We start from the raw sequence: 25,872 nt of genomic DNA, 5'->3' as shown, positions 1-25,872 counted from the left end.
TACGCCATTGGGCGATGGCGGCCGGCCTACGGGACGTTATGAAGAACGGCCTCTATTCGATTCACGTGAACCTGCTCGATGGTCGGGTCGGCAAGGGCAGCGGCGTGATTCTTTTCCGCGACGGCAAGATCCTTGGCGGCGATGCCTACCTCTATTACACCGGCAGCTACGTGGTGAAGGACAACACCTTCAAGGGTGAGGTGCTGGTGCAGAGGCACACGTCCCCGCGAGGCGATGACAATCCCCTGTTTGGCGGTCCGGCAGCGGTCGGCATCGGCGTGACCGGCACTTTCACCGATACGCGTGGGGATATGACGGGCACCGCGCTGGTCGGCAAGGCCAGCCAGATCTTCGGCGCCACGCTTCACAAACTTGCAGACGCAGACTAGGCGCGAAGCTATTCGGCAGCTTGCTCCAGCGGAGCCACCCGCGGCAGGATGATCTGGATCCGCGTCCCCTCACCCTGCTCGGAATCCAGATCGAGCCGGCCGCCGAGCCTGTTGGTGACGATGCTGTAGACGATGTGCAGGCCGAGACCGGTGCCGCCCTGGTCGCGCCGCGTCGTGAAGAACGGGTCGAAGGCGCGGCGGCGGACGTCGAGCGACATGCCGCAGCCATTGTCGGCGAAGATGATCTCGACGTTGTCCTTGCCGGACTCGCGCACCTGGATGTCGATGATCCCCGGACGTCCATCCGGAAAGGCGTGCGCCACCGAGTTGAGAAACAAATTGGTCAGCACCTGGCCATAGGGGCCGGGATAGCTGTTCATGGTCAGGCTGGGCTGGCACTCGACGTTGAGCGTCAGATTGTGTTTGCGCAGGCCTGGCCGCAGGCTCATCACCACCTGCTCGGTGAGATCGCCGAGGTCGAAGCTGCGCTGGTCCGAATAGTTTCGGTCGGCAGCGACCTGCTTGAACGACTGGATCAGCTCGGCGGCGCGGTTGAGATTGGAGACGAGCTGCGAGGACGCATCGCGGCTGGTGTTGAGGAAATCGTTGAGCGTGGAGCGGCGGAGCTCGCCGCGCTCGACCTCGGCGGTGAACATCGCGGTCTTGCGCTCCAGCGCGGAGGCCACCGTGAGGCTGATGCCGACGGGATTGTTGACCTCATGCGCGACGCCGGCAACGAGCCGTCCGAGGGCGGCGAGCTTCTCCGCCTCGATCAGCGAAGCCTGGGTCTCGCGCAGATTGCGCAGCGCGGTCTCGGCGGATTCCTTGGCTTTGCGCATCTCCTGCTCGCCGCGCTTGCGCTCGCCGATGTCGAGCGCCACGGTGACGATCCGCTCGATCTCGCCCTCGGCATCGAGCAGCGGCAGCTTGTTGACCAGCCATTGCCGCATGTTGCCGGAGGAATCCTTGTACTCCTCCTCGTAGAAGCCGAGTCCCCTGCGGAGATTGAGCACACGCTTGTCGTTCTCGTCGGTCTTGGCCGCGCCATAGCGCGACATCAGGTCGGCGGTGGTGCGGCCGAGCGCATCGCCGGGCTCGATGCCGAAGATGCCGGCCATGTAGCGGTTCATCAGCACGTAGCGCAGATCGCGGTCCTTGACGTTGATGACCGCGGGCACGGTGTCGATGACCTGCTGGAGCAGGCGCCGGCCTTCGGCGATGGCGTCCTCCGCCCGCTTCTGGTCGGTGATGTCGCGCAGCGTGCCCTCGTAGCGAACGATGTTGCCCGCCTCGTCACGCACGCCCGTGGCACTGTCGGAGAGCCACAGGATGTCGCCGCTGCGCTGGCGCACCTGGTATTCGAATTCACGGACCATACCGTCTCGCGTCATCAGCCGCTGATATTCGACGCGCGCCTCGGGATGGACGTAGATGGTGTGGGCAATGTCGTTGATGCTGTCGATCAACTGCTTCGGGCTGTCATAGCCCATCATCCGTGCCAGTGCCGGATTGGCGTTGAGAAGGTCGCCGGCCGGCGTCGTGACGTAGATGCCGTCGACCGAGCCCTCGAACAGTTTTCGATAACTCTCCTCGGCCAGACGCTGCTCGGTAAGCGCGCGCACCGCCGCCTCGCGCGCCGTGTCGGCCTCTTCCAGCGCCCGGCGGAACACTTCGGCCGCGCGCGCGATGTCCCCGATCTCGTTGTCGAGGTCGGCCGACGGGATCGAGGTGTTCTTCTCGCCGGCAGCCAGCGCGCGGATCGATCTGGCGATCTTCGCCAGCGGCCGCACGGTCCGCCGCACCACGAAGCCGGCCGCGAGAATGCCGATCAGAACGCCGATGGTGCCGAACACGATGCTCTGCCACCGCGCCTCCGTCAGCGTGCGGGCAAAATCGCGCGACAGCACGTGGCCGCGCCTTGCGCTGACCTCGCGGAGCAATTCGGTGACGCGGCCGATCAGCCGGCCCTCGGTGCCCAGCACCTCGCGGTCGATGTCGGCAATCTGCCGCTCCCGGACAGCCACCGCGATGATGGCTTCGGCGTAGTCGCTCACGGCTGCCTTCAACCTGGCATCCGCGATCTCCATCGTCCGCATGCTCTGTGCGGCCTGCTCGGCTGCGGACGGGTTCCGCGCCAGCAGGCCGAGCGCGATCCGGCTCTGCGCCTCCGACAGGTGCGAGGCCAGCTCACGGTCCACCGTGCCTCCGACGGCCGTATCGAACCGGTCGCGCAGCGGCGGCAGGCCGGCCAGCAGCTGGGCGCGGCGGTCGATCAGGGTCGAGATCCGCTCGAGGCCGTTGCGATAGGTCGCAAGGCGCTCGGTGACCCCGTCGATCATGTCCTGCTGCTCGGGAGCGAGCTCGATGCGGGTCTTCTTCAGGATATCGCTCAGCGTCGAGGCCGCCTCGCCCACCTGCTTGAACTGGATGCCGGCGCCGGGATCGGTGACGAAGTCGCGCGCGGCAAGGCGCAACTCGTTCATGCGGCGGTCGATGTCCTCGGCGAGGTCGCCGACGCTCTGGAGTCGCTGCAGCTCGGCGAAGGTCGTGTCGATGTGCCGGATCGCGATCACGCTCGCGGTCGAGGTGACGATGATCACCGCCAGCACCAACAGGAAGCTGCCGAACGTGAGCTGGCCGATGGAGAGCGAGAAGGTTCGCTTTTTCTCAGGGGTCGGCGTCAATTCGGCGGACATGGGTGTGGTTGAGGGACCGGGCTACTGGGGGCCCAATATACGACGTAATGCCCCCCCGGGGGAACATGCCTCAGGTGGGCCAATATCCTTAATATCGCAGTTGTCTTGCCCTCCCGATTATGACGTTTTGACGCTGGCGGCCTTTCGCGCCGGGATCGTCATGGCGGCGACCCCGAGGACGACGCAGGCAAGCCCGATCCAGGCGGTCCGGCTCAGAGTTTCCCCAAGGAAGCTCACGCTGATGGCGACCCCGATGGGCACGCGCAGATAGGCCTGCGCGGTGGTGCCGACCGAACCCAGGGTCTGGATCAGGCGGAAATAGATCGCAAACGCCGCCGCGGTCGAGAACACTGCCAGGGCCAGCAGCGCCAGCACCGAGCTCAGCGAAGGCGACAGCGTCCAGGGCTGCTCGACGATCAGCGAGGCCGGGACCAGGGCCGCCGCCCCTGCCAGCAGCGAGCCGGCCGCAGGCGCCATGGGATCGAGGCCCTTGAAGCTGCGGCCGAAGATCGCCGCGCAGGCGTAGCAGATGGTGGCGGCGACGATCGCGGCTTCCGCGACGAGGCCGCTGCCGATGTCCTGGACGGCGTCGACACCGACGATCAGCAGAATGCCGGCCATGCCGGCGACCACGCCGAACAGTTTTCGCGGCGACGTCGCCTCGTGGCGGGTGACGATCGCCGTCAGCAGGAAAGTGAAGATCGGTGCTGCGGAATTGAGGATGGTCGCGAGCGCGGCATCGACGTGGCGCTCGCCCCAGGCGATCAGCGTCCAGGGGATGACGCTGTTGAGCACGGCCTGGAACGCGAACCGCCGCCAGGTCGCCGCATCCGTCGGCATCCTGATGCCGCGCGCCCACATGACGACGAGCAGCAGGAAGCCCGCGATCGCGGTGCGCGCCGCGATCAGCGTGATTGGCGGGATGGTGGCGACGCCGAGCTTGATGAAGGTGTAGGAGCCACCCCAGAGCGTTGCGAGCGCGACCAGCAGCGCCAGTTCGACGGCGATGTTGGTATCCTGCCTGATGTCCATCGTGCTCATTCCGCCTCGCTGTCAGAGGACGGAACATACGGCGGCGACAGGCGGGATAGTTCGCCGCCTGTCGAAGTGTGTCAGCCGACGGCGCCGACCTCGAACACCTCGCCGTCATAGCCGGCCTCGCGGGGAATGCGGAGCTGGCGGCCGGTTTCGGTCTTGGTCATGACCGGCATCACCGTGACGATGGAAAGGCCACGGGCATGGTCGAGCGCAGCATCGACGCTGCCCTGCTTGGCGAGCCGGATCAAATTGCGCGTGGTCGGGAACGGCAGCTTGAAGCGTCCGCTCTCGCCACCCTCCACCGCCTCACGCGGCGACACCCAGATCGAATCCGTCGACTCCCGACCGTCATGCGCTCCGAGCTGGTCGGGCGGCGCTGCGGCGAGGAAGAACCAGGTGTCAAAGCGCTTCGGCAGGCCCTCCGGCGTGATCCAGTGCGCGTAAGGCACCAGCGTGTCGAGTGCGAGCTGAAGGCCGTTGTCGGCGAGAATGCTGAGGAAGCTGATCTTGTGCTCGTTGAGCGCCACGCGATGCGCATCCGCGATCTCGCCGGCGCGCCTGGCATCAACAGGCGTGCCCGAGTCCTTCGCGCGCGCCAGCAGGATGCCGCTCTCCTCAAAGGTCTCTCGGATCGCGGCGATACGAAAACCGCGGTCCGCCTCGCTGAGGCCCTCGCCGCCCGAATACAGGTCGGCGCGGGCGACAATCTCCTGATCGCCGGCATCGACACTGCCGCCCGGAAACACCAGCGCGCCCGAGTTGAACTCGATCTGATGATGGCGGACCATCATGAAGACCTCGATCTCCTTCGCGCCATCGCGCAGCAGGAGGATCGTCGAGGCCGGGCGTGACGCTGATGTCTCGGGCATTCGGCTAACCTGCAGCGCTGGATTGCGGGCCGAGATTGGCGCGCTTGTCGACACGGGCGACGCGCGACAGCAGGTACTCGACCTCCGCCTTCGCCGCCGGGGTGATGGTCGCGCCCGGCTTGCGCTGCGCGCTCGAGGCGATGATCCCGCGCTTCTGGAGCACGTATTTGCGCACGGCAAGGCCCGCGCCCGGCTGCTGCTCGTAGCGGATCAGCGGCAGATGCGCGTCGAACAGATCGTGCGCGGCGTCGCGCTTGCCGGCCTTCGAGAGGTTCACGACGTCGATCAGCAACTCGGGGAAGGCGTAGCCGGTCATGGCACCGTCAGCACCGCGCTCCATCTCGAAATCAAGGAACATGCCGCCATTGCCGCAGAGGATCGAGAGCGGACGGAGCGAGCCGTCCTTCTGGAAACCGCGGAGCGTCGAGATCTTTTCCAGCCCCGGCCAGTCCTCGTGCTTGAGCATCACACAGTTCGCATTGTCCATGACGATCTTGCGGATCACGGCGGGGGTGAAGATTACCGACAGCGTCAGCGGATAATCCTGGAGCACCCAGGGCACATCGGGGCCGATGGCCTCGGCGGCCTGCTTGAAATACCCGACAATCTGGTCGTCGGTACGCAAGCTTGGCGGCGGCGCGATCATCACGCCGGCCGCGCCGGCGTCCATCGAAGCCCTGGCCAGCGAGCGCATGGTGGCAAAGCCCGGCGCGGAGACGCCGACGATCACCTGCATTTTCTTGGCGCGCTTGACGAAGCGCACCGCCACCTGCTCGGCCTCGGCCGCGTCGAGCTTCGGCGCCTCGCCGAGAATGCCGAGCACCGTAACGCCGTCGCAGCCGACCTCCTCGTAGAAATCGGTCAGGCGGTCGATCGAGCGTTCGTCGATCCGGCCGTCGTCGTGGAACGGCGTCGGCGCGATTGCAAAGGTGCCCTTGGCGTCGGCGGTCAGTTTCATAAGTCTCTCTTTCTAGGTCATTCCGGGGCGTGCGATGCACGAGCCCGGAATCCATTTATCTGCTGCGCGTGCTGTACCATGGATCCCGGGTTCACGCTTCGCGTGCCCCGGGATGACGGCAGGCTAAAACCTCCGCGCGCCCATCTTGATCTGCTCCTCGGAGAAGAAGATCTCCTTGGCATGCTCAACGACGTCCTGGGCCTTCCAGCCCGAGTGCGGCGGTTTCCAGCCTTCCATTTCCATCATCCGCATTTCGCGCACGCCGCGGGGCCCGGACACGCCCAGCACCTTGCCGGTCTGATCGCCCGACAAATCGCTGACCATGTATAGCACGGCCGGCGCGATGCCGTCCGGCCCCAGCGCCGCCCCCGGGTTCTCCTTATAGCGGGGCAGGTCTGCGGTCATGCGGGTCAGGGCGCCCGGGGCCAGCGTCCAGATCCGGATGTTGTACTTCCGGCCCTCGATCGCCAACACGTTGGACAGCCCCCAGATCCCGCCCTTGGCCGCGCCGTAATTGGACTGGCCGAAATTGCCGATCAGCCCCGAGGTCGAGGAGGTGTTGACGATGACGCCGCCGCCGTTTTCGCGCATCCAGCGAAACACCGGCATGGTGCAACAAAAGGTACCCTTCAGGTGGACCTTGATGACCTTGTCCCAGTCGGCCTCGGAGGCCTTGGCAAAGGTCTGGTCGCGCAAAATGCCGGCATTGTTGACCAGGATGTCGGCGCGGCCAAAATGCTTGATGGCGTCGTCGAACACCGACTGGCCGCCCTCCATGGTGGAGATGTCGGCGCCGTTGGCGACCGCCTTGCCGCCCTCGGCCTCGATCGCGTCCACGACCTGCTGCGCCATCGACTTGTCGGCGCCGGAGCCATCGCGGGGACCGCCGAGATCGTTGACGACGACCGAGGCCCCCTCCCGCGCAAACAGCTTTGCATAGGCCTCGCCGAGCCCGCCGCCCGCCCCGGTGATCAGCGCAACCTTGCCGTCGAGCAGTCCCATGGTGGCTTCTCCCTGTTTGTTTTTGTTCTCCTGTGTCCCGGACGCGATGCAGCGTGAAACGCTGCGTCGCAGAGCCGGGACCCAATTCTTTCTTTGCCTGGGCTCTCGGGGCCCCGGCTCTGCGGCGCATCACTGGGTGCTGCGCCGCGTCCGGGGCACGAGACTGCCCTAACCCAGCACCGTCTTTCCATTCTTGATCACGGTGACGCCGCGCGATTTCACCTTGGCTTCGAACGAGACCGTATTGCCGTCCTTCCAGAGGTCCATGGTCACGGTCTCGCCGGGATAGACCGGCGAGGAGAACCGCGCGACGTGTTGGCGGAAGGCGCTCGCATCGTAGTCGGCATAGGTCTGGAGCACGCCGCGGCAGGTGATGCCGTAGGTGCACATGCCGTGCAGGATCGGACGCGGGAAGCCGGCCTTCTTGGCGAACTCGGGATCGGAGTGAAGCGGGTTGCGGTCGCCGCAGAGGCGATAGACCAGTGCTTGGTCTGGACGCGTGACGATGTCGATGGTCTTGTCAGGGCTGCGCGACGGGATCTTGTGCGGATCGGGCTGGGTCAGGTTCGGCCCGCCGAAGCCGCCGTCGCCGCGGGCGAAGCGCGAGGCAACCAGCGTTGCCAGCTTCTCGCCCTTCTCGTTCTTCAACACGGTCTGGTGAGCGATAACGACGCCCTTGTCCTTGCCCTTGTCGTAGACCTCGACGACAGAGGAGTCCGCAGTGATGTTGGCTGCGACCGGCAGCGGCTGATGGAAGGTGATGTCGCGCTCGCCATCCACCACCATCACGCGGTTGAGATTCATCTCGCCGGGCCCCGAGCCCCACGCCGCCACGGACGCAAAGGTCGGCACCACCTTCAGCGGCCGCGGCGTCAGCGTGCCCTCGTTGACGAAGGCGAGCTCGTTCTCGTCCATGGGATCAGCGCCGAGGCCGATGCCATAAGCGTAGAGCATCACGTCGCGATCGGTGTAGGCGTATTTCTGGCCGATGTTTTTGAGGCCTTTGAGTTCTTCATATCTGGCGGACATTTTTTGTTTCCTCCCGGTGGTTCTCATCCTCATGGTGAGGAGGCGCTCTTGCGCCGTCTCGAACCATGAGGATGCCCGATACGCTTTCTTTGTTGTGGCCATCCTTCGAGACGCTTGCTTCGCAAGCTCCTCAGGATGAGGACCGCCCTATGCCACCGTAAAGAACGGCAGCGGTGCGCCGTCGGTCGGCTTGAACACCACTTTCACCTTCTGGCCGATCTTCAGCTTCTCGAGATCGCAATCGACGAAGTTGGTCTGGACTGACGGACCTTCCTTCAGCGTGACGTAGCCGATCGCGTAAGGCCCCGTCGGCGACTTCCGCATCAGGCTCCAAGTGTAGATCGTGCCCTCGCCCGAAGCCTCCTCCCACACCGTCTTGTCGGAGTAGCAGAACGGGCAGATCGAGCGCGGGAAGTAATGCGCCTCGCCGCAGGCGGTGCAGCGCTTGATCATGAACTTGCCCTGCTTCGCGGCATCCCAGAACGCTGCAGTCTCCGGATTGGTTACAGGGGCCGGGTACTTCTTAGCTTCGCTCATCACACGCGCTCCAGAATGGCGGTCGAGGCGGCGTGGCGAACGCCCAGAAGGCCGCCGGTGCCATGCGCGATGGCGAGATCGCAATTCGGAACCTGCACCTTCGGATGCGCCTCGCCGCGCAACTGCCTGACGGCCTCGAGGATCTTGGTCATGCCGCCGCGATTGACGGGATGGTTGCTGCAGAGGCCGCCACCATCGGTGTTGAACGGCAGCTTGCCGACGCCCGAGATCAGATTGCCGTCGGCGACGAACTTGCCGCCCTCGCCCTTCTTGCAGAAGCCAAGGTCCTCGAGCTGCATCAACACCGTGATGGTGAAGCTGTCGTAGATCGAGGCGTATTTGATGTCCTTCGGCGTGATGCCGGCTTCCTCGAAGGCGCGCGGGCCGGACCAGATGCCGGCGGAGTATGTGAGATCGAGATCCTTGCCGCCGCGCGGGCCCTTCATGGCTTCGCCATGGCCGATCAGCCGCACCAGCGGCTTCTTCAGGCTCTTCGCGATCTCAGGCGTGGTCACGATCAGCGCGCCGCCGCCGTCGGAGACGACGCAGCAGTCCATGCGATGCAGCGGATCGGAGATCATCGGCGAGTTCAGCACGTCCTCGACGGTGACGACGTCCTTGAGCATCGCATGCGGATTGTATTGCGCGTGATGCGAGGCCGCGACCTTGATCCAGGCGAGCTGTTCGCTGGTGGTGCCATAGTCGTGCATATGGCGCATGGCACACATGCCATAGGCATTGTGGGTGGTCGCGCCGTACGCGGTCTCGAAATCGGCTTCGGCGCCCTGCGCCCGCGGCGGCATCGCGCCCGTGCGCGGCTTGCCGGCGAGCGTGATCAGCGCGATCGAGCACTTGCCCGCCGCGATCGCCTCGGCGGCATGGCCGAGATGGATGATGTAGGAACAGCCGCCGGTCTCGGTGGAATCGACGTGGCGCAGCTTCTTGGTGTTCAGGCCGAGATAGTCGACCATCGGCCAGGCGCCGCCGGGCGCATCGCCTGCGCAGAAATAGGCGTCGATGTCGTCCTTGCTGATCCCCGCATCCTCGATCGCGCCCTTGGCGACCTCGGCGTGGAGCTGGGCGGTGGATTTGTCCGGCGCATGCCGGGTCGGGTGTTCGTAGATCCCGGCAATGTAGGCCTTGCCCTTGATGGTCAAAACAGAGGTCTCCGCTCGCGTTTCTTCTTCGCCTTTTTTCTGAACCCCGGTGGCCCGGTTGGCAAGCGCGGAAATATTCCGTCGGGCGAGAGGGCAGCGGGTTGGCGCAAGTGGGACCAATCTGCTGATCCGTCATCCTGAGGCGCGAATGCGCGATGCAATGCATCGCGCCGGGAGCCTCGAAGGATGCACGGCCCGACTATCTCAATACCCGTGCAGCAACAGCCGGGCCGTCGCCCTTCGAGGCTCGCCGAAGAGGCGAGCACCTCAGGATGACGGTCTTGCATTTCTCAGCGTGGTTATTGCGAGGCGCAGAGAAGCATCCTCGCGGCGCTTCTCGCCCGAGCTTTGCTTCCATCTTGCTCCTCTGTCGAAAACAGAGGGCGCAGGGAAGACCGGGTGCCGGCTGGGCACCCACGGTCCGCTGTGCGCGAATGCGCGAAGAATAGTTGCACAGCGGCATACAGGTGTAGCCCAACATCCGGCCTTCCCTGCGCAGTGGCTTTACGGCTTATGTCGTGCTCTCCCCGGGGAGCGTTGCACTATTGCCCCCGTCGCCTTGCGAGTGATCGCAAGACTTGACGCACAGACCCCGGGCGTCAGGACCACACGATTTTGCCGTACGCGAGACCGCGCCCGTCGTGCACGCCAGACAATGTCCCGTGCGACGCAGCCCACGTCCACCGCCACTCACCCCGCGTTTCGTGACGATCGCGATACGCCCCTCTGACTGGGATGAGGTGCCGGCTTGATACGACAATTCCGAATTTCGGTAAAGCGGAATGTTTTTGCGCCGGCCGATTGACCCGTCTCTTGGGTGTTTCGCCTGACGGGCAGCACAACAGATGGTGCCGTAGGGTGGATTAGCCGAAGGCATAATCCACCACGCTTCCGCCCAAGCGGATGGAAGTTGGTGGGTTACGCCTTGCGTAGGCGCAAGGCTAACCCACCCCGGGACCTTCCCTACTCCGCCGCGATCTGCCTCGGAGCCGGCGGCGGGCTCGCCAGATCCGCCGCAAGCTGGGCGTAGCGGGCCTTGGCGTCCGCGACGGCCTTCTCCTTCACCGGGCCGTAACCGCGGATGCGGTCGGGCAGCGAGAGGAGTTCGACAGCGGTGTCGATCGTGACCGGCGACAACAGGCCGAGCACGGTGGCGACGTCTTTCTCGTAGCCGACGATGAGATCGCGCTCGAGCTTGCGGTCGGCGCTGCGGCCGAAGAGGTCGAACGGGGTGCCGCGCAGGAACTTGAACTTCGCCAGCACACGGAAGACGCCGAGCATCCACGGGCCGAAGGCGCGTTTCTTCGGGCGACCGAGCGCGTCGACACCGCTCGCCAAAATCGGTGGAGCGAGATTGAAGTTGAACTTGAAGTCGCCCTCGAACTGGTCGCGGAGCTGCTTTTCGAAAGCGCCATCGGTGTAGAGGCGCGCGACTTCGTATTCGTCCTTGTAGGCCAAAAGCTTGGCGTAGTTGATCGCGACCGCGCGCGTCAGCGCCTCATCATAGCCGCCCTGTTTGGCGGCGTCGCTGACCTGATCGACCAGCTTGCGGTAGCGCTTTGCCAGCCGGGAATTCTGGTAGGCGGTGAGATGTTTGGAGCGATGCGCGATGACCTCATCGAGCGTCATTGCGTCCAAGGTCTTGGGCGCGACCACCTCGTCCGTTCCCTTCAGCATGCCGGCGAGGCGCGCGGGATCGGCGACCGCGAGGCGGCCGAGGCGGAAGGCTTCCTCGTTCATCTTGATCGAGACGCCGTTGACCTCGATCGCCTGCTCGATCGACTCCGCCGACAAGGGCAGCAGGCCCTTCTGATAGGCATAGCCCATCATCATCATGTTGGTCGCGATGCTGTCGCCGAGCAGTTGCTCGGCCGGCTTGGTGAAGTCGAAGAAGACCGAGTCCTTGTGCAGCGCCGTCTCCAGCAATCCGTTCAGCTTCCGGGTCTGGAAGTTGAAGTCGCGGTTGAGGACGAAGTCGGCGGTGGGAATGACGTGGCTGTTGATGATGCCGCGGGTGCGGGTGGTGTCGCAGAGCGAGATGGTGTCCTTGGCGACCGCGACCACTTCGTCGGCCGCGAGCACGACGTCGGCCGTGCCGGTGACGATGCGGGAGCAGGTCACCTCGGCCGGGTGATCCGAGAGACGGACATGGCTGAGCACCGCGCCACCTTTCTGCGCGAGGCCCGACATGTCGAGGATCATCGAGGCCTTGCCCTCGATATGCGCGGCCATGCCGAGCAGCGCGCCGATGGTGAGCACGCCGGTGCCGCCGACGCCGCCGACCGCGATGTTGTAGGGCCGCTCAAGCGTCGGCCGCGACGCCGGCTCGGGCAGATCGCCGATATCGCCAACGCCCGCCGGCGCGCGCTTGCGCATCTTGCCGCCATCGACGGTGACGAAGGACGGGCAAAAGCCTTTGACGCAGGAATAGTCCTTGTTGCAAGTCGACTGGTTGATGGCACGCTTGCGCCCCATCTCCGTCTCCAGCGGCTCGACCGAGATGCAGTTCGATTGCACCGAGCAGTCGCCGCAGCCTTCGCACACCGCGGGATTGATCAGCACACGGCGCGCCGGATCCTCCAGCGTGCCGCGCTTGCGGCGGCGGCGTTTTTCGGCAGCACAGGTCTGCACGAACACGATCGCGGACGCGCCCTTGACCTTGCGCAGCGTTTTCTGGACCGTATCGAGGTCGTCGCGATGCGCGGTCTTGACGCCGGGCGCGATCTCGCTCGCCGGATAGGCCTCTGGATTTTCCGAGACCAGATAGATCTCGCGGATGCCTTCGCTGTGGAGCTGGAAGGTGATCTGCTGCGGCGACAATTCGCCGTCGACATGCTGGCCGCCGGTCATCGCGGTCGCGTCGTTATAAAGGATCTTGTAGGTGATGTTGGCACCGGAGGCGATCGCCTGCCGGATCGCAAGGCTGCCGGAGTGGAAATACGTGCCGTCGCCGAGATTGGCGAACACGTGTTCTTCCTTGGTGAAGGGAGCAACGCCGACCCACGGTACGCCCTCGCCGCCCATGTGCGTGAACGTCTCGGTGGAGCGATCCATCCACAGCGCCATGAAGTGGCAGCCGATGCCGGCAAAGGCGCGGCTGCCTTCGGGCACCTTGGTCGAGGTGTTGTGGGGGCAGCCGGAGCAGAAATACGGGGTACGGGCGACGGGCGCGGTCGCCTGCATTTGCGAAGCCTGGCGGCCGTTGAACCAATCGGCCTTGACGCGGAGCATCTCCGCAATCTCGGGGTTCAGATTAAGCCGAAGCAGACGTTCGGTGAGCGAACTGGCCAGTGAGGCGACGCTGAGTTCTTCGGCAAAGGGGAGGAAGCGCTTGTCGTGATCGTCCATCTTGCCGATGATGCGGGGACGGACATCGTCGCGCCAGTTGAACAGCTCCTGCTTCACTTGATTCTCGACGATCTCGCGGCGCTCTTCGATGATGAAGATTTCCTCGAGGCCTACGGCGAATTGCCTGACGCCTTCCGGCTCCAGCGGCCAGGGCATGCCGATCTTGTAGAGGCGAAGTCCGATCTTGGCGGCAACCTCTTCGGTGATACCGAGCTCGCGCAGCGCCTGCCGGATATCCTCATAGCTCTTGCCTGATGCCATGATGCCGTAGCGGGCGTTCGGCGAATCCATCGTGATACGATTGACCTTGTTGGCGCGCGCGAAGGCGATCGCGGCAAAGCCCTTGTAGTCCTGGAGGCGGCGGTCCTGGGCAAAGCGGTCGTCGGGCCAACGCAGATTGAGCCCCCCCTCGGGCATTTCGAAATCAGCGGGGATCACGAACGGCGTCATCTCGTCGGTGAGGTCGATCTCGGCGGTGGTCTCCACCGTCTCCGTGATCACCTTCATGCCGACCCAGCAGCCCGAGTAGCGCGACATCGCGATACCCAGAAGGCCCATCTCGATCATCTCGTGGACGCTCGACGGGTAGAGATAGGGCATCAGCGCCGATATGAAGGCGTGGTCGGACTGATGCGGGACGGTGGAGGATTTGGCGCCGTGGTCGTCGCCGGCGAGACACAGCACGCCGCCGTTCTTGGCCGAGCCGGCGGCATTGCCGTGGCGGAACACGTCGCCGCAGCGGTCGACGCCAGGGCCCTTGCCGTACCAGATGCCGACCACGCCGTCATATTTGGCGCCGGGCGAGAGGTTGAGCTGTTGCGAGCCCCAGACGGCGGTGGCCGCAAGGTCCTCGTTCACGCCGGGCTGGAACTTGATGTTGTACTGCTCGAGGTGCTTGCGGGCGGCGAACAGCTGCTGGTCGTAGCCGCCGAGCGGCGAGCCGCGGTAGCCCGAGATGAAGCCTGCGGTGTTCAGCCCCGCGGCGCGGTCGCGGCGGATCTGGGCCATGGGCAGGCGGACCAGCGCCTGAATGCCGGTCGTGAAGATATGGCCGGTGTCCTGGGTGTATTTTTGATCGAGACTGATCGGACCCTGGTTGATGCCCATTCTCGTCCTCTTCCGCCCTTTTGAGCGCTTGGCTGCTTAAGCCGTTGCCTGCCCGTTGTTTTTAGCTAGGGCGCGCCGACCGTCCGCGCCACTCTATGTCGGATATTTAACGCTCCGCATCACAAATCTGGACCAAAGAGAGCGCGGGGAAAAAATCGCAACTTCGTGGCTGCAAGGCATCGGCGATTTTCAATTTGTGTCACGATACCCCCGCCGTCGCGAAACGACGTGACGCACGTATAATGTGGGACGCGGGCGATTGGTCGCGGGAGAGCTCGGGATGCGGACGATTCTGGCTGTTTTGCTCTTGTGCAGTGCGGCTGCGAGCATGGCCCTCGCCGCCGAGCCGTCGCCGGAGTTGATCGCCTATGGCAAGTCGCTGGTCGAGGCCGGCGACTGCGCGGGCTGCCACACCGCAGATCCCGCAAGACCGTTCGCGGGCGGAAAGCGCATCGACACGACCTTTGGCGCGATCTATGCGCCGAACCTGACGCCGGATCGCGAGACCGGGATCGGCGCCTGGCTGGATGCCGATTTCACACGCGCGTTGCGCACCGGCATCGCGCCTGACGGTTCGAACTATTACCCCGCGTTCCCCTACCCCTACTTCACGAAGATGACCAAGGACGACACGCTGGCGATCCGGGCCTATCTGGGCACGTTGCCGCCCGTCGTGAGCCGGAACAAACCGCCAGAGCTGCGCTGGCCGTTCGGCTATCGCCGCTTGATGCGGGTCTGGAACGCCATGTTCTTCAAGCCCGGCCTGTTCGAGCCGGATCAGAGCCAGAGCGCGGCGTGGAACAGAGGCGGCTATCTCGTCACCGGGCTCGGCCATTGCGGCGCCTGCCACACGCCGAAGAACTATTTTGGCGCGGACAAGACCGCGCAGGCGCTCGCCGGCAGCGAAATCGGCGGCTGGTTTGCGCCAAGGCTCGATGGTGCCGCGCGCACCGGGCTGAAATCGTGGAGCGCGCAGGACATCGTCGAGTATCTGCAGAGCGGGCGCAACGCCAGGAGCCATGCCGGCGGGCTGATGGCGGAGGTGGTCGTCAACTCCACGTCAAAGATGAGCGATGCCGATGTGCGCGCGATCGCGCTCTATTTGAAGAGCCTGCCGCCGGCGCGGCGCGAGACGATCGTGACGCCGCCCGGCGAGGCCGAGATGAAGGCCGGCCAGGCCGTCTACGCAAAACTCTGCATCGCCTGTCATGAGGCCGACGGCACGGGCGCGCCGCGGATCTATCCGCCGCTGCCGGGCAATGCGCTGCTGCAATCGATCAATCCATCCTCCACCCTGCGCATCATCCTCGACGGCGCCCACACCGTGACGACGCCGCGCGCGCCCAACACCGGCGAGATGCCGGGCTATGCCAAACAATTGTCCGACGAAGACATCGCGGCGGTGACCAATTACATCCGCAACTCCTGGGGCAATGCGGGCCTGATCGTGACGCCGGCGCAGGTGGCGAAGGCGCGGAAGGGGCCGTAGCTTACCGCGGCCTCCTCTCCGCGATGACGGCGGAACTACTTCTCCTCATCCCCCGTGAAGACGAATTTCGGCATCTCCCATTTGTAGCGTACCGCCAGCAGGCGGAAGCTGATGCCGAGCACGAACGTCAAGATGGTCCAGAGCTCGGCGTTGAGATTGACACCGAAGGCGGTGGCATAGAACAGGCCGGTGGCCGCCGAAACGGTGGCGTAGAGCTCCGAACGAAACAGCAGCGGCACGTCGTTGCAGAGCACGTCGCGCAGCACGCCGCCGGCGCAGCCCGTCACCATGCCGGAGACGATGACGATCGGCAGCGTGGCATCCATCTGCCAGGCGATATCGCAGCCGGTCATGGTGAAGACGACGAGGCCGATCGCATCGAGCACGATGAAGGCAAGCTTGAGCCGGTGCACGAGGCGCGCGGTCAGAATGGTGAGAAAGGCCGCGCCGCCGGCGAGCGCCAGATAGATCGGGCTCTGCACCCAGGCCAGTGGGTAGTGCCCGAGGAACAGATCGCGCAGCGTGCCGCCGCCGAGCGCAGTGATGCAGCCGAGGAAGCAGACCCCCAACCAGTCCATGCTGCGCCTGCCCGCCGCGAGCGCTGCAGTCATGCCTTGCGCGGCGACGGCGACCAGGGACAGGAAATGCAGCACGCTATCGCTCGGCGGCAGGCTCCACATCGCCTTGTTCCCTTCGTTACCGGTGGAACCTAACAGGTTCCCGATTCCCTGCGAGGGGGCAACATGCGACGAAAGCATAAGGAGGGCGGAACGGAATCTCGCATCTAGGGGTTGTCCCCGCGCAATAAACGAGGAGATCCAACGATGGCTGACGAGCGTTTTCCCAACGATCCGTATCGCCCCAACCTCGCCGACGCTGAGTATGTTCGCGCGGCGCGCGGGGATGCCGAACTCCGAGCCGATCCCGAACTGGGCGAAGGCCCCGCCTCCAGCGGCAAGGTCGCTGTGTTCGCGGTGGCGGTCGCCCTGGTATTGGGCGCCGTGTTCTATGGCTTGAACAACTCCAGCACCGGCAACCAGGCGAGCAACGCGCCGATGACGCAGACGGCCCAGCAGGCGCCGTCCGCCAATCCGGCCGCGCCTCCCGGCATGCGTGACGTGACGCCGCGCAGCAACACCGAGCCCGGCATGACCACGGGTGCCGCGCCGAGCAAGCCGGCGGCACCGGATCCGGCAGCTCCATCTGACGGCGTGAAGTAACCGCAACTACAATTGTCATCGCCTGCGAAGGCGGGGCATGACACCGAGAGGACGTGAGAGCGGCGGGACCCGAAAGGTCCCGCCGCTGTTCTTTCAGCTGAACATCTTATTGAGCTCGCCGCCGGGATAGCCTCCGGCAAGCTCGGTGAACGTCCCCTTCTCCGCCATCTCTTTGGCGGCGCGCATGAAGCCGCCCCAGGCGGCACGGGCGAGCGAGCCGCCGACGCTGATGCGGCGCACGCCGAGATCTTCGGCCTCCCGCAACGACAGGCCGGATGCGCCGATCAGCAGGTTGAACGGCTTCGGGTGCACCGCCTTCACCACCGCGGCGATATCCTCGCGGCTCTTCAGGCCCGGCGCGTAGAGGCAGTCAGCGCCGGCATCGGCGTAAGCGGCGAGCCGGTCGATGACGAACTTGAGGTCAGTGACGCCCCACAGATAAGCCTCGCAGCGGCCGACCAGCATCGTGTTGCTGTCGCCGATCGCCTTGCGCGAAGCCGCGATGCGCTCGACCGCGAGCGCGCGCTCGTAGATCGGCTTGTCCTTGTCGCCGGTGGAATCCTCGATCGAGAGGCCCGCAACGCCGGTGCGCACGCAGCGCTCGACATGATCAGCGACCTTATCCGGCTCGACCGCGAAGCCGCCCTCGAAATCCGCATTCACGGGGATGTCGACGGCCGAGCACAATGCTGCCAGATGCTGACAGACATCCTCGACGGTGACATGGTTGTCGGCCTTGCCGATGGTCCAGGCAAAGCCCGCGCTGGATGAGGCCAGCGCCTTGAAGCCGAGATGCTGCAACGCCTTGGCGCTGCCGACATCGACCGGATTGGGCAGGATGAAGCAGCCGCTCTCGTGCATCTTCTTGAACGTCGCGCGCTTGTCAGCGGTTGTCACGTGCATGTTTCTCTCCCTGAATGATCGCCGCGCAGCCATAAGCCCGCGTGAATGCAAGCGCTAGTGCGCGTCGTGCACCGCGCGGCTGTCCTTCGGCGCCTGCTCGCGATCGGTCATGCTGTAGTCCCTGACGACGCTGGCGATGCGCAGATGATAATCGGCAAAGATCTGCGCCCTGCCCTTGGCCTGGGTGCGCCGGTGCTCCATCGTGTTGCGCCAGGCTTGCACCGCGACCTCGTCCCGCCAGAACGACACCGACAGGATCTTGCCCTTGTCGGTGAGGCTCTCGAAGCGTTCGACCGAGATGAAGCCGTCGATGGTCTGCAGGATCGGCTTCAGATCAGCTGCGAGATCGAAATAGTCCTGGCGATGTTCCGGCTTGGGCCAGACTTCGAAAATCACGGCGATCATGGGCGTCTCCTTGCGTTGCGTTGGTGGCCTACAATACCACCTTGCGCAGGAAGGTGCGCTCCTCCGCGAGGATGAATTTGTGCTCCTCGGCGAAATGGAAGTTGGCCATGCCCTCGGTATCCTGCCGCAGCCGCGCGCGATAGGATTCGTAGGCGGCCAGACTCTCGAAGGTGATCAGTCCGAAGGCGATGTTGTTGGTGCCCTCATGCGGCATGAAATAGCCGATCAGGTCGCCGCCGCATTTCGGAATGATGGTGAGCCAGCGCTTCGAATATTCCTCGAACTGCGCGCGCTTGAAGGGGTCGAGCTGGTAGCGGATGAAGACGGTGACGGACATGTGGGCTCCTGATTTTGTCTCCGTCATTGCGAGCGCAGGGAGGTCTCGTAGGGTGGGCAAAGCGAAGCGTGCCCACCTCGCTTCTTCGCAATGAAGATTGGTGGGCACGTCGCTATGCGCCTTTGCCCACCCTACGGCTGTTCGGTCGCAACGGCGATGTGGCAACACGCTACGCCCTTGCCCGACTACAATGCTTCGGCTACCATCGAAGCATGAAATCGGGTCCTGACATCGCCATGGTCGCCGCGCTGGTTGGCGATCCCGCCCGCGCCAACATGCTCACGGCGCTGATGAACGGCCGCGCGCTCACCGCGAGCGAGCTGGCGCAGGAGGCCGGCATCACGCCGCAGACCGCGAGCTCGCACCTTTCAAAACTCGAGGCCGGCGGACTGGTCGAACCGGAGAAGCAGGGCCGGCACCGCTACTACCGCCTCACCGACGACGATGTCGCCGGCGTGCTCGAGGGACTTGCGGGGCTTGCGGCGCGCACGGGCCACATGCGCGTGCGCACCGGGCCGAAGGATCCAGCGCTGCGCCGCGCGCGGATCTGCTACGACCATCTGGCCGGTGATCTCGGCGTGCAGATGCTCGACTCCTTGCGCGCGCGAAACCTGATCAGGCAGAAGAAGCAGGACATCGAGCTGACGCCCGAAGGCGAGCGCTTCCTGGCCAAACATCTGCAGATCTCGCCCGACATGCTGGCCCATCCGCGCCGCCCGGTGTGCAAGGCCTGCCTCGACTGGAGCGAGCGCCGCCACCATCTCGCCGGCACGCTCGGCGCCGCCATGATGCATCGCTTCGCCGAGCTGAAATGGGCCGCGCGTGATGCCACGCCCGGCAGCCGCGTGGTGAATTTCACCCGTACCGGCGAGAGGCAGTTTGCGGCGCTGTTCGGGAATGAGAAGGACTGATCACGCAAGATGCGTGGCGACACACAATCGCGTGTGAGCTCTCACTCACGTCATGGCCGGGCTTGACCAGGCCATTGATCGCTTTATGCGCACTGTCGTTCCGGGATGGTCCGAAGGACCGGACCCGGAATGACGTTCCCTAACGCGCAAAGGCCACCCCATGAACCGCATCCTTACGGCCGCCCTCGCCGCCACCCTTCTCGCCGTTCCTTTCGCATCCAGCGCTGCCGACGGCCCACAGTGCGAACCCTACGGCATCGCGCTCGAAGGCTTTGCCTATCCCTATCCCGTGCACCTGCTGCCTGTTGTCAACGACGGCGAGCAGCTCAGCATGGCGTATATGGACGTCGCGCCCGCGCAGCCGAACGGCCGCACCGTGGTGCTGCTGCACGGGCGTAATTTCCCGTCGAGCTACTGGGCGCCCGTCATCAAGATGCTGAGCGAGGCCGGCTTCCGCGTCGTCGTGCCCGACCAGATCGGCTTCGGCAAATCCTCCAAACCGTCTGGCGAATTGCATTTCGACACGCTGGCGCGCAACACCATCGCGCTGCTCGACCACCTCAAGATCGACAAAGCGGAAGTCGTGGCGCATTCGCTCGGCGGTATGCTGGGGGTGCGCATCGCCCGCGCCTATCCTGACCGCGTCGCCCATCTCGTGCTGACCGCGCCGATCGGGCTGGAAGACTACCGCCTCTATGTGCCGCCGACCCCGACTGACAAGATCATCGAGAGCGAGGACAAGCTCACCGCCGACGGCTACCGCAAGCAGCTCCAGACCAATTACGCGATCAAGCTGCCGCCGGAGGCGATCACGCCGTTCGTCGATGCCCGCTTCAACATCAAGGGCAGCCCGGACTATCCGCGCTGGCTACGCGCTTTCGTCAGCTCCGGCCAGATGATCTATCGCGAGCCGGTGGCGCACGACGTCCCGCTCATCACGCTGCCGACGCTGTTCATCATGGGCGCCGACGATCACAACGCGCCGGGACGGCCACTCGCACCTGAGGCGCTGCGCGCCAAGATGGGACAGAATGCCGAGCTGGCGAAGGCGCTGGCCGCGAAGATGCCGAATGCACGGGCCGAGGTGATCCCGGACACCGGCCACCTCGTCTTCCTGGAGGCGCCGGAGAAGTACAAAGAGCTGGTGCTGGGTTTTCTCGGCCGCTAACGCCGTTTGCATGTCGCCTGAAGCAGCATGCGGGGGATGTTCATGCCGCATTCAGGTCATGATTGGCAGGTTTGGATCGCGACGTGTCGGCATGTTGCAAATTTAACATGTCGAATCGTGTCTTTTGATTCATTGTGCGCCGCAAGCGCCGCTCCTCGAGAATCTGCCCCAAGGACGAGAAGGAAGATCAGATGAAATATATGTTCGCCGCCGTGATGCTCGCCAGCGCGGTCGTCGGTTTCAGCGAGGCGGCCAGCGCCGCCGGCGGCTGCGGCCCCGGCTGGTATCGCGGCCCGTATGGCGGCTGTCAGCCGATGGCCCGGCGCGCGCCGGTCGTCGTCGTGGCGCCCCGCCCCGCCCCGGTCGTCGTGGTGCGTCCGCGCGTGTGCCCCTATGGCTTCCGCTGGTACGCTGGCCGCTGCCGTCCGTTCTGATCTGACCTTCTTGCATTGCAGGATGGCCGCGCGGGATCAGCCTGCGCGGCCATTTCTTTTTTGAACACCAAGACGTCGCGTGGGGTCGTAACAATTCCGAATCATAACGGGGACCGCAATTGCGATCCCCGCTCAGAGCATGGCTTGTGTGGAGCTTACCAGTGGCGGCGATGCCAACGGCGGCGGCGCCAGCCCCAGTGACGGTGACGCCAGTGGCGGTGATGGCCGCGCCAATGCACCTGCTCGGGCTTAAGCTGCGCGGCCTCATCGCTGGTGGTGACGGCCGGATGGGCGTCCGGATTGCCTTCTGGATTTCTTTGCGGCATGCGGGGATCTCCGAGCGGCTGTGGCACCAGCGGCGCGGCCTGTGCGGCGGTGGTGAGCGCGGCGGCTCCCGCCGCGACACCGAATGCGAGTTTCAGAAAATTGCGGCGTTCCATGACATGTCCCTCTCGGCTTTCTCTCAAGTGATGCAAAGCGAATTGTCGTGGTGGTGACATGAACTGCCGCTGAATCCCGCGTTCAGGTTCATTGCAAAGCTGACCGGCTACGTTCCAAACGCCTGCGCCAGCACCAGCGTCTCGCGCGTGCGCGTCACATCGGGCCAGTCGCGGTTGAAATCGGCAACCAGCTTGTTCAACGCATCGCCCTTCAGCATCGCGGCCAGCCTGGCCTCGTCCTCGAACTGATACATGGCCAGGTGCTGCGAGGGATCGTCGAGGCTCCAGAACCGCCAGGCCTTGGCTACGCCGAACGCCTTCACCGCGTCGGGCACGTGTTCGGTCTCGTACCATTTGTCGAAGGCGGCGCGCTTTGCCGGATCCCTGACGGTGGCGCGGACGACGAAGTAGGCGGCGGGCATTTTGGTTTCCTCCTGCTGTTTGGCGCCAGCATAGACCGTCCCCGTACCGACGACAAAAAGACTTGGCAGCGTTGTCGGAATGCGCGCCGCTCGCCCGTCCTAGGCTTTGAACAGCGCAGCTTCAAACAGCACATGGAGACACCGCATGGCCGACCTCACGCTGACCACCTTCGATTGGGTTCCCCCGGCCCCGCGCGGCTTCGTGCGCGACCTTCGCGTGCGCTGGGCGCTGGAAGAAGCCGCCCTGCCCTATCGCGTCGCGAGAGTGTCGGGCGACAAGGGCCCCGAGCATCTCGCCCACCAGCCGTTCGGCCAGGTGCCGTGGCTGACCGACGGCGACTTCTCGATCTTCGAGACCGGCGCGATCCTGCTGCATCTGGGAAGACTCAGCGCAAAGCTGATGCCGTCAGATCCGCGCGGCCAGAGCGAGGCGACGGAATGGGTGTTCGCGGCGCTCAATTCGGTCGAGATGGCGAGCCTGCCCTGGGGCATGTCGCAGTTCATGGGCCATCCGACCGACACCGCAGCGTGGAAATTCGTCGACGACTTTCTCAAGCTTCGCCTCAAGCATCTCGAGCCGGTGCTGGCGGGGCGCGAATGGCTGGCGGGATCTTTCTCGGTCGCGGACATCCTGATGTCGGACGTGCTGCGCGTCGTCGATGGCTTCGGCGGGCTGGCGGATCATCCCGCCTGCCGCGCCTACGTCGCGCGCGCCACGGGCCGCCCGGCCTTCGCCAAGGCCCACGCGGACCAGATGGCGCATTTCGCCGCAGCGGATGCGGCGCGCGGAGTGTGACGGACCGCACATCATTAGCGCGGTGTTAGCCCTAGATTCACCGCCATCGGAACCAAGCAATTTGCTTCAAATTATCCTTCAAATTCCCCTGCGGAAGGTGAGACATGGCCCGCATCGAATATCTGAAAGAGCAGCTGGCCCGCGCCGAGCGGCTGGCGAAAGCGATCCTCGACCAGCAAACGGCTCAGCGGCTTCAAACCTTCGCAGCCGAATGCCGCGGGGAGTTGCAGGTCCTGACCCGCAGGGCCGCGGCGTAAGACGTCTCGGCACCCGCCGAGCGCCGCGTCACACCAGCTTCATCGGTGTATCGGCCACCACGCGCAGATCAATCCTGCCGATCAGCCGCGCGCGAAGCGCCTCCGCACCCTGGATGGACTCCTCCGTCTGCCGCAACGTACTGACGTTCGAACCGAGCGAGACGATTCCGCCGAGCACCAGAGCGATCGAGCCGAGCGCTGCGGTCTGCCCCATCCCGAACAGGCCGAGGATCGTAACCAGCAGCAGCGCGCCACCGCTGCCGACGGCGATCTTGGACGCCACAATGTATTTGCGGCAGCGCTCAGCGATCTCGGCGAGCGCCTCGATCCGATCTTCGATGTCGGAGATTTCGTCAGTCGGATCGTCTTCGATCATCGTTGAGCAAGCTCGAGTGCGAGTTCAAGTTTACGACGGCCCAGCTTCCCAAGGCGCGCACGGTATTCGTCAACTCCGCTTTTCTGGAAGACAATCTCGCCGCTGCTCGCATCTCGCGGAAGCTCTATATAAACGACAGTGATCCCATCAACGAGAATATCGTACAGTTCCTCTGTCTGTTCTGGAATGTAGCGTAGGATGTAGACGTTCCGCGAGATCGACTGCAGACGCTGTCGAAGCAATGACAGCAACCTCCGTGACTCCGGCGCCGATAGCAGGTGCTCGCGGCCCGCTTCCAGCTCCCCAATCATTGGGCTTTTCGACCGACGGCTTGGCGTCAATACGCTCCCCTGCCTTCGACCTGTAGCCCGCATGAGCGAAGCGACATGCGGGACCCTTGGCGAAGAACCCGGATGTCGCTGCACTCATCCGGGCTGCGCGTCGTTACAACGGCAAATTGTCGTGCTTCTTCGCCGGCGTTTCCACCTTCTTGTCTTTCAGCATCGACAGCGCGCGCGCAATCCGCTTCCGCGTCGAGTGCGGCATGATGACGTCGTCGATGTAGCCGCGCTCGGCGGCGATGAAGGGGGACAGGAAGCGGTCTTCGTATTCCTTGGTTCTTGCCGCGATCTTGTCGGGGTCGCCGATGTCGCTGCGGAAGATGATCTCGACCGCGCCCTTGGCGCCCATCACCGCAATCTGAGCGGTCGGCCAGGCGTAGTTCATGTCGGCGCCGATCTCCTTGGAGGCCATGACGTCGAAGGCGCCGCCATAGGCCTTGCGGGTGATGATGGTGACGAGCGGCACGGTGCACTGCGAGTAGGCGAACAAGAGCTTGGCGCCGTGCTTGATCAGGCCGCCATATTCCTGCGCGGTGCCCGGCAGGAAGCCCGGTACGTCGACGAAGGTGACGATCGGAATGTTGAAGGCGTCGCAGAAGCGGACGAAGCGCGCCGCCTTGCGCGAGGCGTCGCTGTCGAGCACGCCGGCGAGCACCATCGGCTGGTTGGCGACGAAGCCGACGGTGCGGCCTGCGATGCGGCCGAAGCCGGTGACGATGTTCTTGGCAAACAGATCCGCGATCTCGAAGAAGTCACCCTCGTCCACGACCTTCAGGATCAGCTCCTTCATGTCGTAGGGCTTGTTCGGATTGTCGGGGATTAGCGTGTCCAGGGACATGTCGACGCGGCCGATGTCGTCGAAGCTCGGCCATTCCGGCACGCCGTCGCTGTTGTTGGACGGCAGGAAGTCGATCAGGCGACGCATCTGCAAGAGCGTCTCGACGTCGTTCTCGAAGGCGCCGTCGGCGATCGAGGAGCGCGTGGCGTGCACCGAGGCGCCGCCGAGCTCTTCGGCGGTGACAACCTCGTTGGTGACGGTCTTCACCACGTCGGGGCCGGTGACGAACATGTAGCTGGTGTTCTTCACCATGAAGATGAAGTCGGTCATGGCAGGCGAGTAGACGTCGCCGCCGGCGCAGGGGCCCATGATGACGGAGATCTGCGGGATCACGCCGGAGGCGAGCACGTTGCGGCGGAACACGTAGGAATAGCCGGCCAGCGCGGCGACGCCTTCCTGGATGCGGGCGCCGCCCGCGTCGTAGAGGCCGATGATGGGCGCCCGCGCCTTCATCGCCATGTCCTGAAGTTTTGTAATTTTCAGCGCGTGCGTTTCGGAGAGTGAACCGCCGAACACCGTGAAGTCCTTGGCAAAGACGAACGTCTTGCGGCCGTTGACGGTGCCCCAGCCGGTGACGACGCCGTCGCCGGGAACCTTGTTCTTCTCCATGCCGAACTCGGTGGAGCGATGCTCGACGAACATATCGAACTCCTCGAACGATCCCTTGTCGAGCAAGAGCTCGATACGCTCGCGGGCGGTCAGCTTGCCGCGGGCGTGCTGCGCCTCGATGCGCTTCTCCCCGCCGCCGAGCTTTGCGCCGGCACGACGATCTTCAAGGGCGTCCAGGATATTCTTCATTTGCTCCCGCCAGTTCTTAGCCTAAATGCGATTGCCGGGGGTTCTAACACGGCATTTTGCGGGCCGGGAAGCGGCTTTCGGCGCCGCAGGGCTGCCTTGCCGCAGCGGGAAAGCGCAAGGAATTACAGAGTTTTGCCCGGGGAGACGACGATGGACCAAGGAACGGCCAGGACCGGCGCTGAGACCGGCGCTGTGACGGGCGGCGTCAACATCATGCTCCGGCTGGAGGGCCTGACCCTGTTCTTGGGCATGGTGATGCTCTATGCGTCCTGGGACGGCTCCTGGGTGGTGTTCGCCCTGCTCTTCTTCGTGCCCGATCTGAGCTTCCTGGCATACCTCTCCGACGCCAAATTCGGCGCGATGGTCTACAACGCCGCCCACAGCTACATGGCTCCGGTGACTCTGCTGACGCTGGGCTTCGGCCTCGCCTCGCCCCTCACCCTGTCCATCGCCTTGATCTGGCTCGCCCATATCGGCCTCGACCGGGCGCTGGGCTATGGCCTGAAATATTCGGCCGGATTCGGCTTTACCCATCTGGGGCGGATCGGGCGGCAGAAGGACGCCTGACCCCGCGGGCTCTCGCGGCGGAGGCCGTCAGATTTGGCGG

The 25,872-nt window shown here is 64.7% G+C and carries 27 protein-coding genes; 9 read left to right on the top strand and 18 right to left on the bottom strand.

The genetic code is table 11. The annotated features are described in order from the left end of the window. Window positions 1–38: 38 nt before the first annotated feature. Complete coding sequence (locus WHZ77_RS13780; RefSeq protein ID WP_015685460.1) at window positions 39–389, top strand: GrlR family regulatory protein; 351 nt, start codon at window positions 39–41, stop codon at window positions 387–389. An 8-nt stretch (window positions 390–397) separates the two neighbouring features. Here WHZ77_RS13780 and WHZ77_RS13775 read toward each other — a convergent pair whose 3' ends face one another. The 9 genes from WHZ77_RS13775 to WHZ77_RS13735 all read right to left on the bottom strand — a co-directional run bounded on the left by WHZ77_RS13775 (window position 398) and on the right by WHZ77_RS13735 (window position 14,130). Then, window positions 398–3,085, bottom strand: a complete 2,688-nt coding sequence (locus tag WHZ77_RS13775) for a PAS domain S-box protein (RefSeq protein ID WP_375314124.1) — start codon at window positions 3,083–3,085, stop codon at window positions 398–400. Window positions 3,086–3,202: 117 nt separating this feature from the next. Continuing rightward, a complete protein-coding gene (locus WHZ77_RS13770; protein ID WP_375314720.1) occupies window positions 3,203–4,117 on the bottom strand; it encodes a DMT family transporter in 915 nt (304 codons plus the stop codon). Window positions 4,118–4,197: 80 nt separating this feature from the next. Next, window positions 4,198–4,992, bottom strand: a complete 795-nt coding sequence (locus WHZ77_RS13765) for an NUDIX hydrolase (protein ID WP_375314123.1) — start codon at window positions 4,990–4,992, stop codon at window positions 4,198–4,200. A gap of 4 nt (window positions 4,993–4,996) precedes the next feature. Then, complete coding sequence (locus WHZ77_RS13760; RefSeq protein ID WP_375314122.1) at window positions 4,997–5,950, bottom strand: dihydrodipicolinate synthase family protein; 954 nt, start codon at window positions 5,948–5,950, stop codon at window positions 4,997–4,999. Window positions 5,951–6,073: 123 nt separating this feature from the next. After that, entirely contained in the window at window positions 6,074–6,952 is an 879-nt protein-coding gene (locus tag WHZ77_RS13755) for an SDR family oxidoreductase (protein ID WP_375314121.1), read from the bottom strand. A 168-nt stretch (window positions 6,953–7,120) separates the two neighbouring features. Then, entirely contained in the window at window positions 7,121–7,981 is an 861-nt protein-coding gene (locus WHZ77_RS13750) for a MaoC/PaaZ C-terminal domain-containing protein (RefSeq protein WP_375314120.1), read from the bottom strand. A 147-nt stretch (window positions 7,982–8,128) separates the two neighbouring features. Continuing rightward, window positions 8,129–8,518, bottom strand: a complete 390-nt coding sequence (locus WHZ77_RS13745; protein WP_015685453.1) for a Zn-ribbon domain-containing OB-fold protein — start codon at window positions 8,516–8,518, stop codon at window positions 8,129–8,131. Next, on the bottom strand, window positions 8,518–9,675 hold the full coding sequence (locus WHZ77_RS13740; RefSeq protein WP_015685452.1) for a thiolase domain-containing protein: 1,158 nt from the start codon (window positions 9,673–9,675) through the stop codon (window positions 8,518–8,520). Before WHZ77_RS13740 ends, WHZ77_RS13745 begins: the two co-directional genes overlap by 1 nt. Before the next feature lie 963 nt (window positions 9,676–10,638). Further along, the gene (locus WHZ77_RS13735) at window positions 10,639–14,130 is read right to left on the bottom strand and encodes an indolepyruvate ferredoxin oxidoreductase family protein (RefSeq protein WP_375314119.1); all 3,492 of its coding nucleotides are present in this window, start codon (window positions 14,128–14,130) and stop codon (window positions 10,639–10,641) included. Window positions 14,131–14,410: 280 nt separating this feature from the next. Between WHZ77_RS13735 and WHZ77_RS13730 the strand changes: the two genes are divergently transcribed. Beyond that, window positions 14,411–15,619, top strand: coding sequence for a c-type cytochrome (locus WHZ77_RS13730; protein ID WP_375314118.1), 1,209 nt, complete (start codon window positions 14,411–14,413; stop codon window positions 15,617–15,619). A gap of 35 nt (window positions 15,620–15,654) precedes the next feature. Here WHZ77_RS13730 and WHZ77_RS13725 read toward each other — a convergent pair whose 3' ends face one another. Next, window positions 15,655–16,299 (bottom strand): trimeric intracellular cation channel family protein, encoded by a 645-nt coding sequence (locus WHZ77_RS13725; RefSeq protein ID WP_375314117.1) that lies wholly within the window; start codon window positions 16,297–16,299, stop codon window positions 15,655–15,657. A 144-nt stretch (window positions 16,300–16,443) separates the two neighbouring features. Between WHZ77_RS13725 and WHZ77_RS13720 the strand changes: the two genes are divergently transcribed. After that, on the top strand, window positions 16,444–16,839 hold the full coding sequence (locus tag WHZ77_RS13720) for a hypothetical protein (RefSeq protein WP_375314116.1): 396 nt from the start codon (window positions 16,444–16,446) through the stop codon (window positions 16,837–16,839). 93 nt (window positions 16,840–16,932) lie between these two features. On the opposite strand, the gene WHZ77_RS13715 is transcribed toward WHZ77_RS13720, so the two are convergent. Genes WHZ77_RS13715 through WHZ77_RS13705 form a run of 3 tightly spaced genes read right to left on the bottom strand, consistent with a single transcriptional unit; the run spans window position 16,933 to window position 18,484 of the window. Then, the gene (locus WHZ77_RS13715) at window positions 16,933–17,742 is read right to left on the bottom strand and encodes an oxaloacetate decarboxylase (RefSeq protein ID WP_375314115.1); all 810 of its coding nucleotides are present in this window, start codon (window positions 17,740–17,742) and stop codon (window positions 16,933–16,935) included. A gap of 54 nt (window positions 17,743–17,796) precedes the next feature. Then, a complete protein-coding gene (locus WHZ77_RS13710; protein WP_375314114.1) occupies window positions 17,797–18,147 on the bottom strand; it encodes an antibiotic biosynthesis monooxygenase family protein in 351 nt (116 codons plus the stop codon). Between the two features lie 28 nt (window positions 18,148–18,175). After that, window positions 18,176–18,484 carry an NIPSNAP family protein gene (locus WHZ77_RS13705; protein WP_375314113.1) on the bottom strand — a complete coding sequence of 103 codons (309 nt, stop codon included), beginning with the start codon at window positions 18,482–18,484 and terminating at the stop codon, window positions 18,176–18,178. Window positions 18,485–18,696: 212 nt separating this feature from the next. Here WHZ77_RS13705 and WHZ77_RS13700 point away from each other — a divergent pair, with 212 nt between their 5' ends. The 3 genes from WHZ77_RS13700 (at window position 18,697) to WHZ77_RS13690 (ending at window position 20,997) form a co-directional block, all read left to right on the top strand. After that, window positions 18,697–19,395 (top strand): metalloregulator ArsR/SmtB family transcription factor, encoded by a 699-nt coding sequence (locus tag WHZ77_RS13700; RefSeq protein WP_375314112.1) that lies wholly within the window; start codon window positions 18,697–18,699, stop codon window positions 19,393–19,395. Window positions 19,396–19,555: 160 nt separating this feature from the next. Further along, window positions 19,556–20,563, top strand: coding sequence for an alpha/beta fold hydrolase (locus WHZ77_RS13695; protein WP_375314111.1), 1,008 nt, complete (start codon window positions 19,556–19,558; stop codon window positions 20,561–20,563). A gap of 191 nt (window positions 20,564–20,754) precedes the next feature. Further along, window positions 20,755–20,997, top strand: a complete 243-nt coding sequence (locus WHZ77_RS13690; RefSeq protein WP_015685441.1) for a GCG_CRPN prefix-to-repeats domain-containing protein — start codon at window positions 20,755–20,757, stop codon at window positions 20,995–20,997. Between the two features lie 155 nt (window positions 20,998–21,152). Here the strand turns inward: WHZ77_RS13690 and WHZ77_RS13685 are convergent, their stop codons facing one another. Together WHZ77_RS13685 and WHZ77_RS13680 are read right to left on the bottom strand one after the other, a co-directional pair. Beyond that, on the bottom strand, window positions 21,153–21,437 hold the full coding sequence (locus WHZ77_RS13685) for a twin-arginine translocation signal domain-containing protein (protein ID WP_375314110.1): 285 nt from the start codon (window positions 21,435–21,437) through the stop codon (window positions 21,153–21,155). 107 nt (window positions 21,438–21,544) lie between these two features. Continuing rightward, window positions 21,545–21,859, bottom strand: coding sequence for a hypothetical protein (locus tag WHZ77_RS13680; RefSeq protein WP_375314109.1), 315 nt, complete (start codon window positions 21,857–21,859; stop codon window positions 21,545–21,547). Window positions 21,860–22,004: 145 nt separating this feature from the next. Between WHZ77_RS13680 and WHZ77_RS13675 the strand changes: the two genes are divergently transcribed. Beyond that, window positions 22,005–22,655 carry a glutathione S-transferase family protein gene (locus WHZ77_RS13675; RefSeq protein WP_375314108.1) on the top strand — a complete coding sequence of 217 codons (651 nt, stop codon included), beginning with the start codon at window positions 22,005–22,007 and terminating at the stop codon, window positions 22,653–22,655. A 104-nt stretch (window positions 22,656–22,759) separates the two neighbouring features. Continuing rightward, window positions 22,760–22,912: a hypothetical protein gene (locus WHZ77_RS13670; protein ID WP_325988252.1), complete on the top strand. Its 153-nt coding sequence runs from the start codon at window positions 22,760–22,762 to the stop codon at window positions 22,910–22,912. A 28-nt stretch (window positions 22,913–22,940) separates the two neighbouring features. Here WHZ77_RS13670 and WHZ77_RS13665 read toward each other — a convergent pair whose 3' ends face one another. The 3 genes from WHZ77_RS13665 to WHZ77_RS13655 all read right to left on the bottom strand — a co-directional run bounded on the left by WHZ77_RS13665 (window position 22,941) and on the right by WHZ77_RS13655 (window position 25,265). Then, entirely contained in the window at window positions 22,941–23,288 is a 348-nt protein-coding gene (locus WHZ77_RS13665) for a hypothetical protein (RefSeq protein WP_375314107.1), read from the bottom strand. Next, entirely contained in the window at window positions 23,285–23,599 is a 315-nt protein-coding gene (locus WHZ77_RS13660) for a hypothetical protein (RefSeq protein ID WP_375314106.1), read from the bottom strand. The genes WHZ77_RS13665 and WHZ77_RS13660 overlap by 4 nt, the downstream gene beginning before the upstream one ends. A 133-nt stretch (window positions 23,600–23,732) precedes the next feature. Beyond that, entirely contained in the window at window positions 23,733–25,265 is a 1,533-nt protein-coding gene (locus WHZ77_RS13655; protein ID WP_375314105.1) for an acyl-CoA carboxylase subunit beta, read from the bottom strand. A 150-nt stretch (window positions 25,266–25,415) separates the two neighbouring features. Between WHZ77_RS13655 and WHZ77_RS13650 the strand changes: the two genes are divergently transcribed. Next, a complete protein-coding gene (locus WHZ77_RS13650; protein ID WP_375314104.1) occupies window positions 25,416–25,832 on the top strand; it encodes a DUF4260 domain-containing protein in 417 nt (138 codons plus the stop codon). Window positions 25,833–25,872 lie beyond the last annotated feature (40 nt).

This window comes from Bradyrhizobium sp. A5, from assembly GCF_042076515.1.
GTDB classification, from domain to species: domain Bacteria; phylum Pseudomonadota; class Alphaproteobacteria; order Rhizobiales; family Xanthobacteraceae; genus Bradyrhizobium; species Bradyrhizobium cosmicum.
Note: the sequence above shows the minus strand (reverse complement) of the source record. Positions and strands in the feature narration are given on the sequence as shown.

What these genes read in the sequence shown, in the direction of transcription:
- WHZ77_RS13780 (WP_015685460.1), top strand. Translation starts at nt 39, where the DNA reads ATGAAGAACGGCCTCTATTCGATTCACGTGAACCTGCTCGATGGTCGG.
- WHZ77_RS13775 (WP_375314124.1), bottom strand. Translation starts at nt 3,085, where the DNA reads ATGTCCGCCGAATTGACGCCGACCCCTGAGAAAAAGCGAACCTTCTCG.
- WHZ77_RS13770 (WP_375314720.1), bottom strand. Translation starts at nt 4,117, where the DNA reads ATGGACATCAGGCAGGATACCAACATCGCCGTCGAACTGGCGCTGCTG.
- WHZ77_RS13765 (WP_375314123.1), bottom strand. Translation starts at nt 4,992, where the DNA reads ATGCCCGAGACATCAGCGTCACGCCCGGCCTCGACGATCCTCCTGCTG.
- WHZ77_RS13760 (WP_375314122.1), bottom strand. Translation starts at nt 5,950, where the DNA reads ATGAAACTGACCGCCGACGCCAAGGGCACCTTTGCAATCGCGCCGACG.
- WHZ77_RS13755 (WP_375314121.1), bottom strand. Translation starts at nt 6,952, where the DNA reads ATGGGACTGCTCGACGGCAAGGTTGCGCTGATCACCGGGGCGGGCGGC.
- WHZ77_RS13750 (WP_375314120.1), bottom strand. Translation starts at nt 7,981, where the DNA reads ATGTCCGCCAGATATGAAGAACTCAAAGGCCTCAAAAACATCGGCCAG.
- WHZ77_RS13745 (WP_015685453.1), bottom strand. Translation starts at nt 8,518, where the DNA reads ATGAGCGAAGCTAAGAAGTACCCGGCCCCTGTAACCAATCCGGAGACT.
- WHZ77_RS13735 (WP_375314119.1), bottom strand. Translation starts at nt 14,130, where the DNA reads ATGGGCATCAACCAGGGTCCGATCAGTCTCGATCAAAAATACACCCAG.
- WHZ77_RS13730 (WP_375314118.1), top strand. Translation starts at nt 14,411, where the DNA reads ATGCGGACGATTCTGGCTGTTTTGCTCTTGTGCAGTGCGGCTGCGAGC.
- WHZ77_RS13725 (WP_375314117.1), bottom strand. Translation starts at nt 16,299, where the DNA reads ATGTGGAGCCTGCCGCCGAGCGATAGCGTGCTGCATTTCCTGTCCCTG.
- WHZ77_RS13720 (WP_375314116.1), top strand. Translation starts at nt 16,444, where the DNA reads ATGGCTGACGAGCGTTTTCCCAACGATCCGTATCGCCCCAACCTCGCC.
- WHZ77_RS13715 (WP_375314115.1), bottom strand. Translation starts at nt 17,742, where the DNA reads ATGCACGTGACAACCGCTGACAAGCGCGCGACGTTCAAGAAGATGCAC.
- WHZ77_RS13710 (WP_375314114.1), bottom strand. Translation starts at nt 18,147, where the DNA reads ATGATCGCCGTGATTTTCGAAGTCTGGCCCAAGCCGGAACATCGCCAG.
- WHZ77_RS13705 (WP_375314113.1), bottom strand. Translation starts at nt 18,484, where the DNA reads ATGTCCGTCACCGTCTTCATCCGCTACCAGCTCGACCCCTTCAAGCGC.
- WHZ77_RS13700 (WP_375314112.1), top strand. Translation starts at nt 18,697, where the DNA reads ATGAAATCGGGTCCTGACATCGCCATGGTCGCCGCGCTGGTTGGCGAT.
- WHZ77_RS13695 (WP_375314111.1), top strand. Translation starts at nt 19,556, where the DNA reads ATGAACCGCATCCTTACGGCCGCCCTCGCCGCCACCCTTCTCGCCGTT.
- WHZ77_RS13690 (WP_015685441.1), top strand. Translation starts at nt 20,755, where the DNA reads ATGAAATATATGTTCGCCGCCGTGATGCTCGCCAGCGCGGTCGTCGGT.
- WHZ77_RS13685 (WP_375314110.1), bottom strand. Translation starts at nt 21,437, where the DNA reads ATGGAACGCCGCAATTTTCTGAAACTCGCATTCGGTGTCGCGGCGGGA.
- WHZ77_RS13680 (WP_375314109.1), bottom strand. Translation starts at nt 21,859, where the DNA reads ATGCCCGCCGCCTACTTCGTCGTCCGCGCCACCGTCAGGGATCCGGCA.
- WHZ77_RS13675 (WP_375314108.1), top strand. Translation starts at nt 22,005, where the DNA reads ATGGCCGACCTCACGCTGACCACCTTCGATTGGGTTCCCCCGGCCCCG.
- WHZ77_RS13670 (WP_325988252.1), top strand. Translation starts at nt 22,760, where the DNA reads ATGGCCCGCATCGAATATCTGAAAGAGCAGCTGGCCCGCGCCGAGCGG.
- WHZ77_RS13665 (WP_375314107.1), bottom strand. Translation starts at nt 23,288, where the DNA reads ATGATCGAAGACGATCCGACTGACGAAATCTCCGACATCGAAGATCGG.
- WHZ77_RS13660 (WP_375314106.1), bottom strand. Translation starts at nt 23,599, where the DNA reads ATGATTGGGGAGCTGGAAGCGGGCCGCGAGCACCTGCTATCGGCGCCG.
- WHZ77_RS13655 (WP_375314105.1), bottom strand. Translation starts at nt 25,265, where the DNA reads ATGAAGAATATCCTGGACGCCCTTGAAGATCGTCGTGCCGGCGCAAAG.
- WHZ77_RS13650 (WP_375314104.1), top strand. Translation starts at nt 25,416, where the DNA reads ATGGACCAAGGAACGGCCAGGACCGGCGCTGAGACCGGCGCTGTGACG.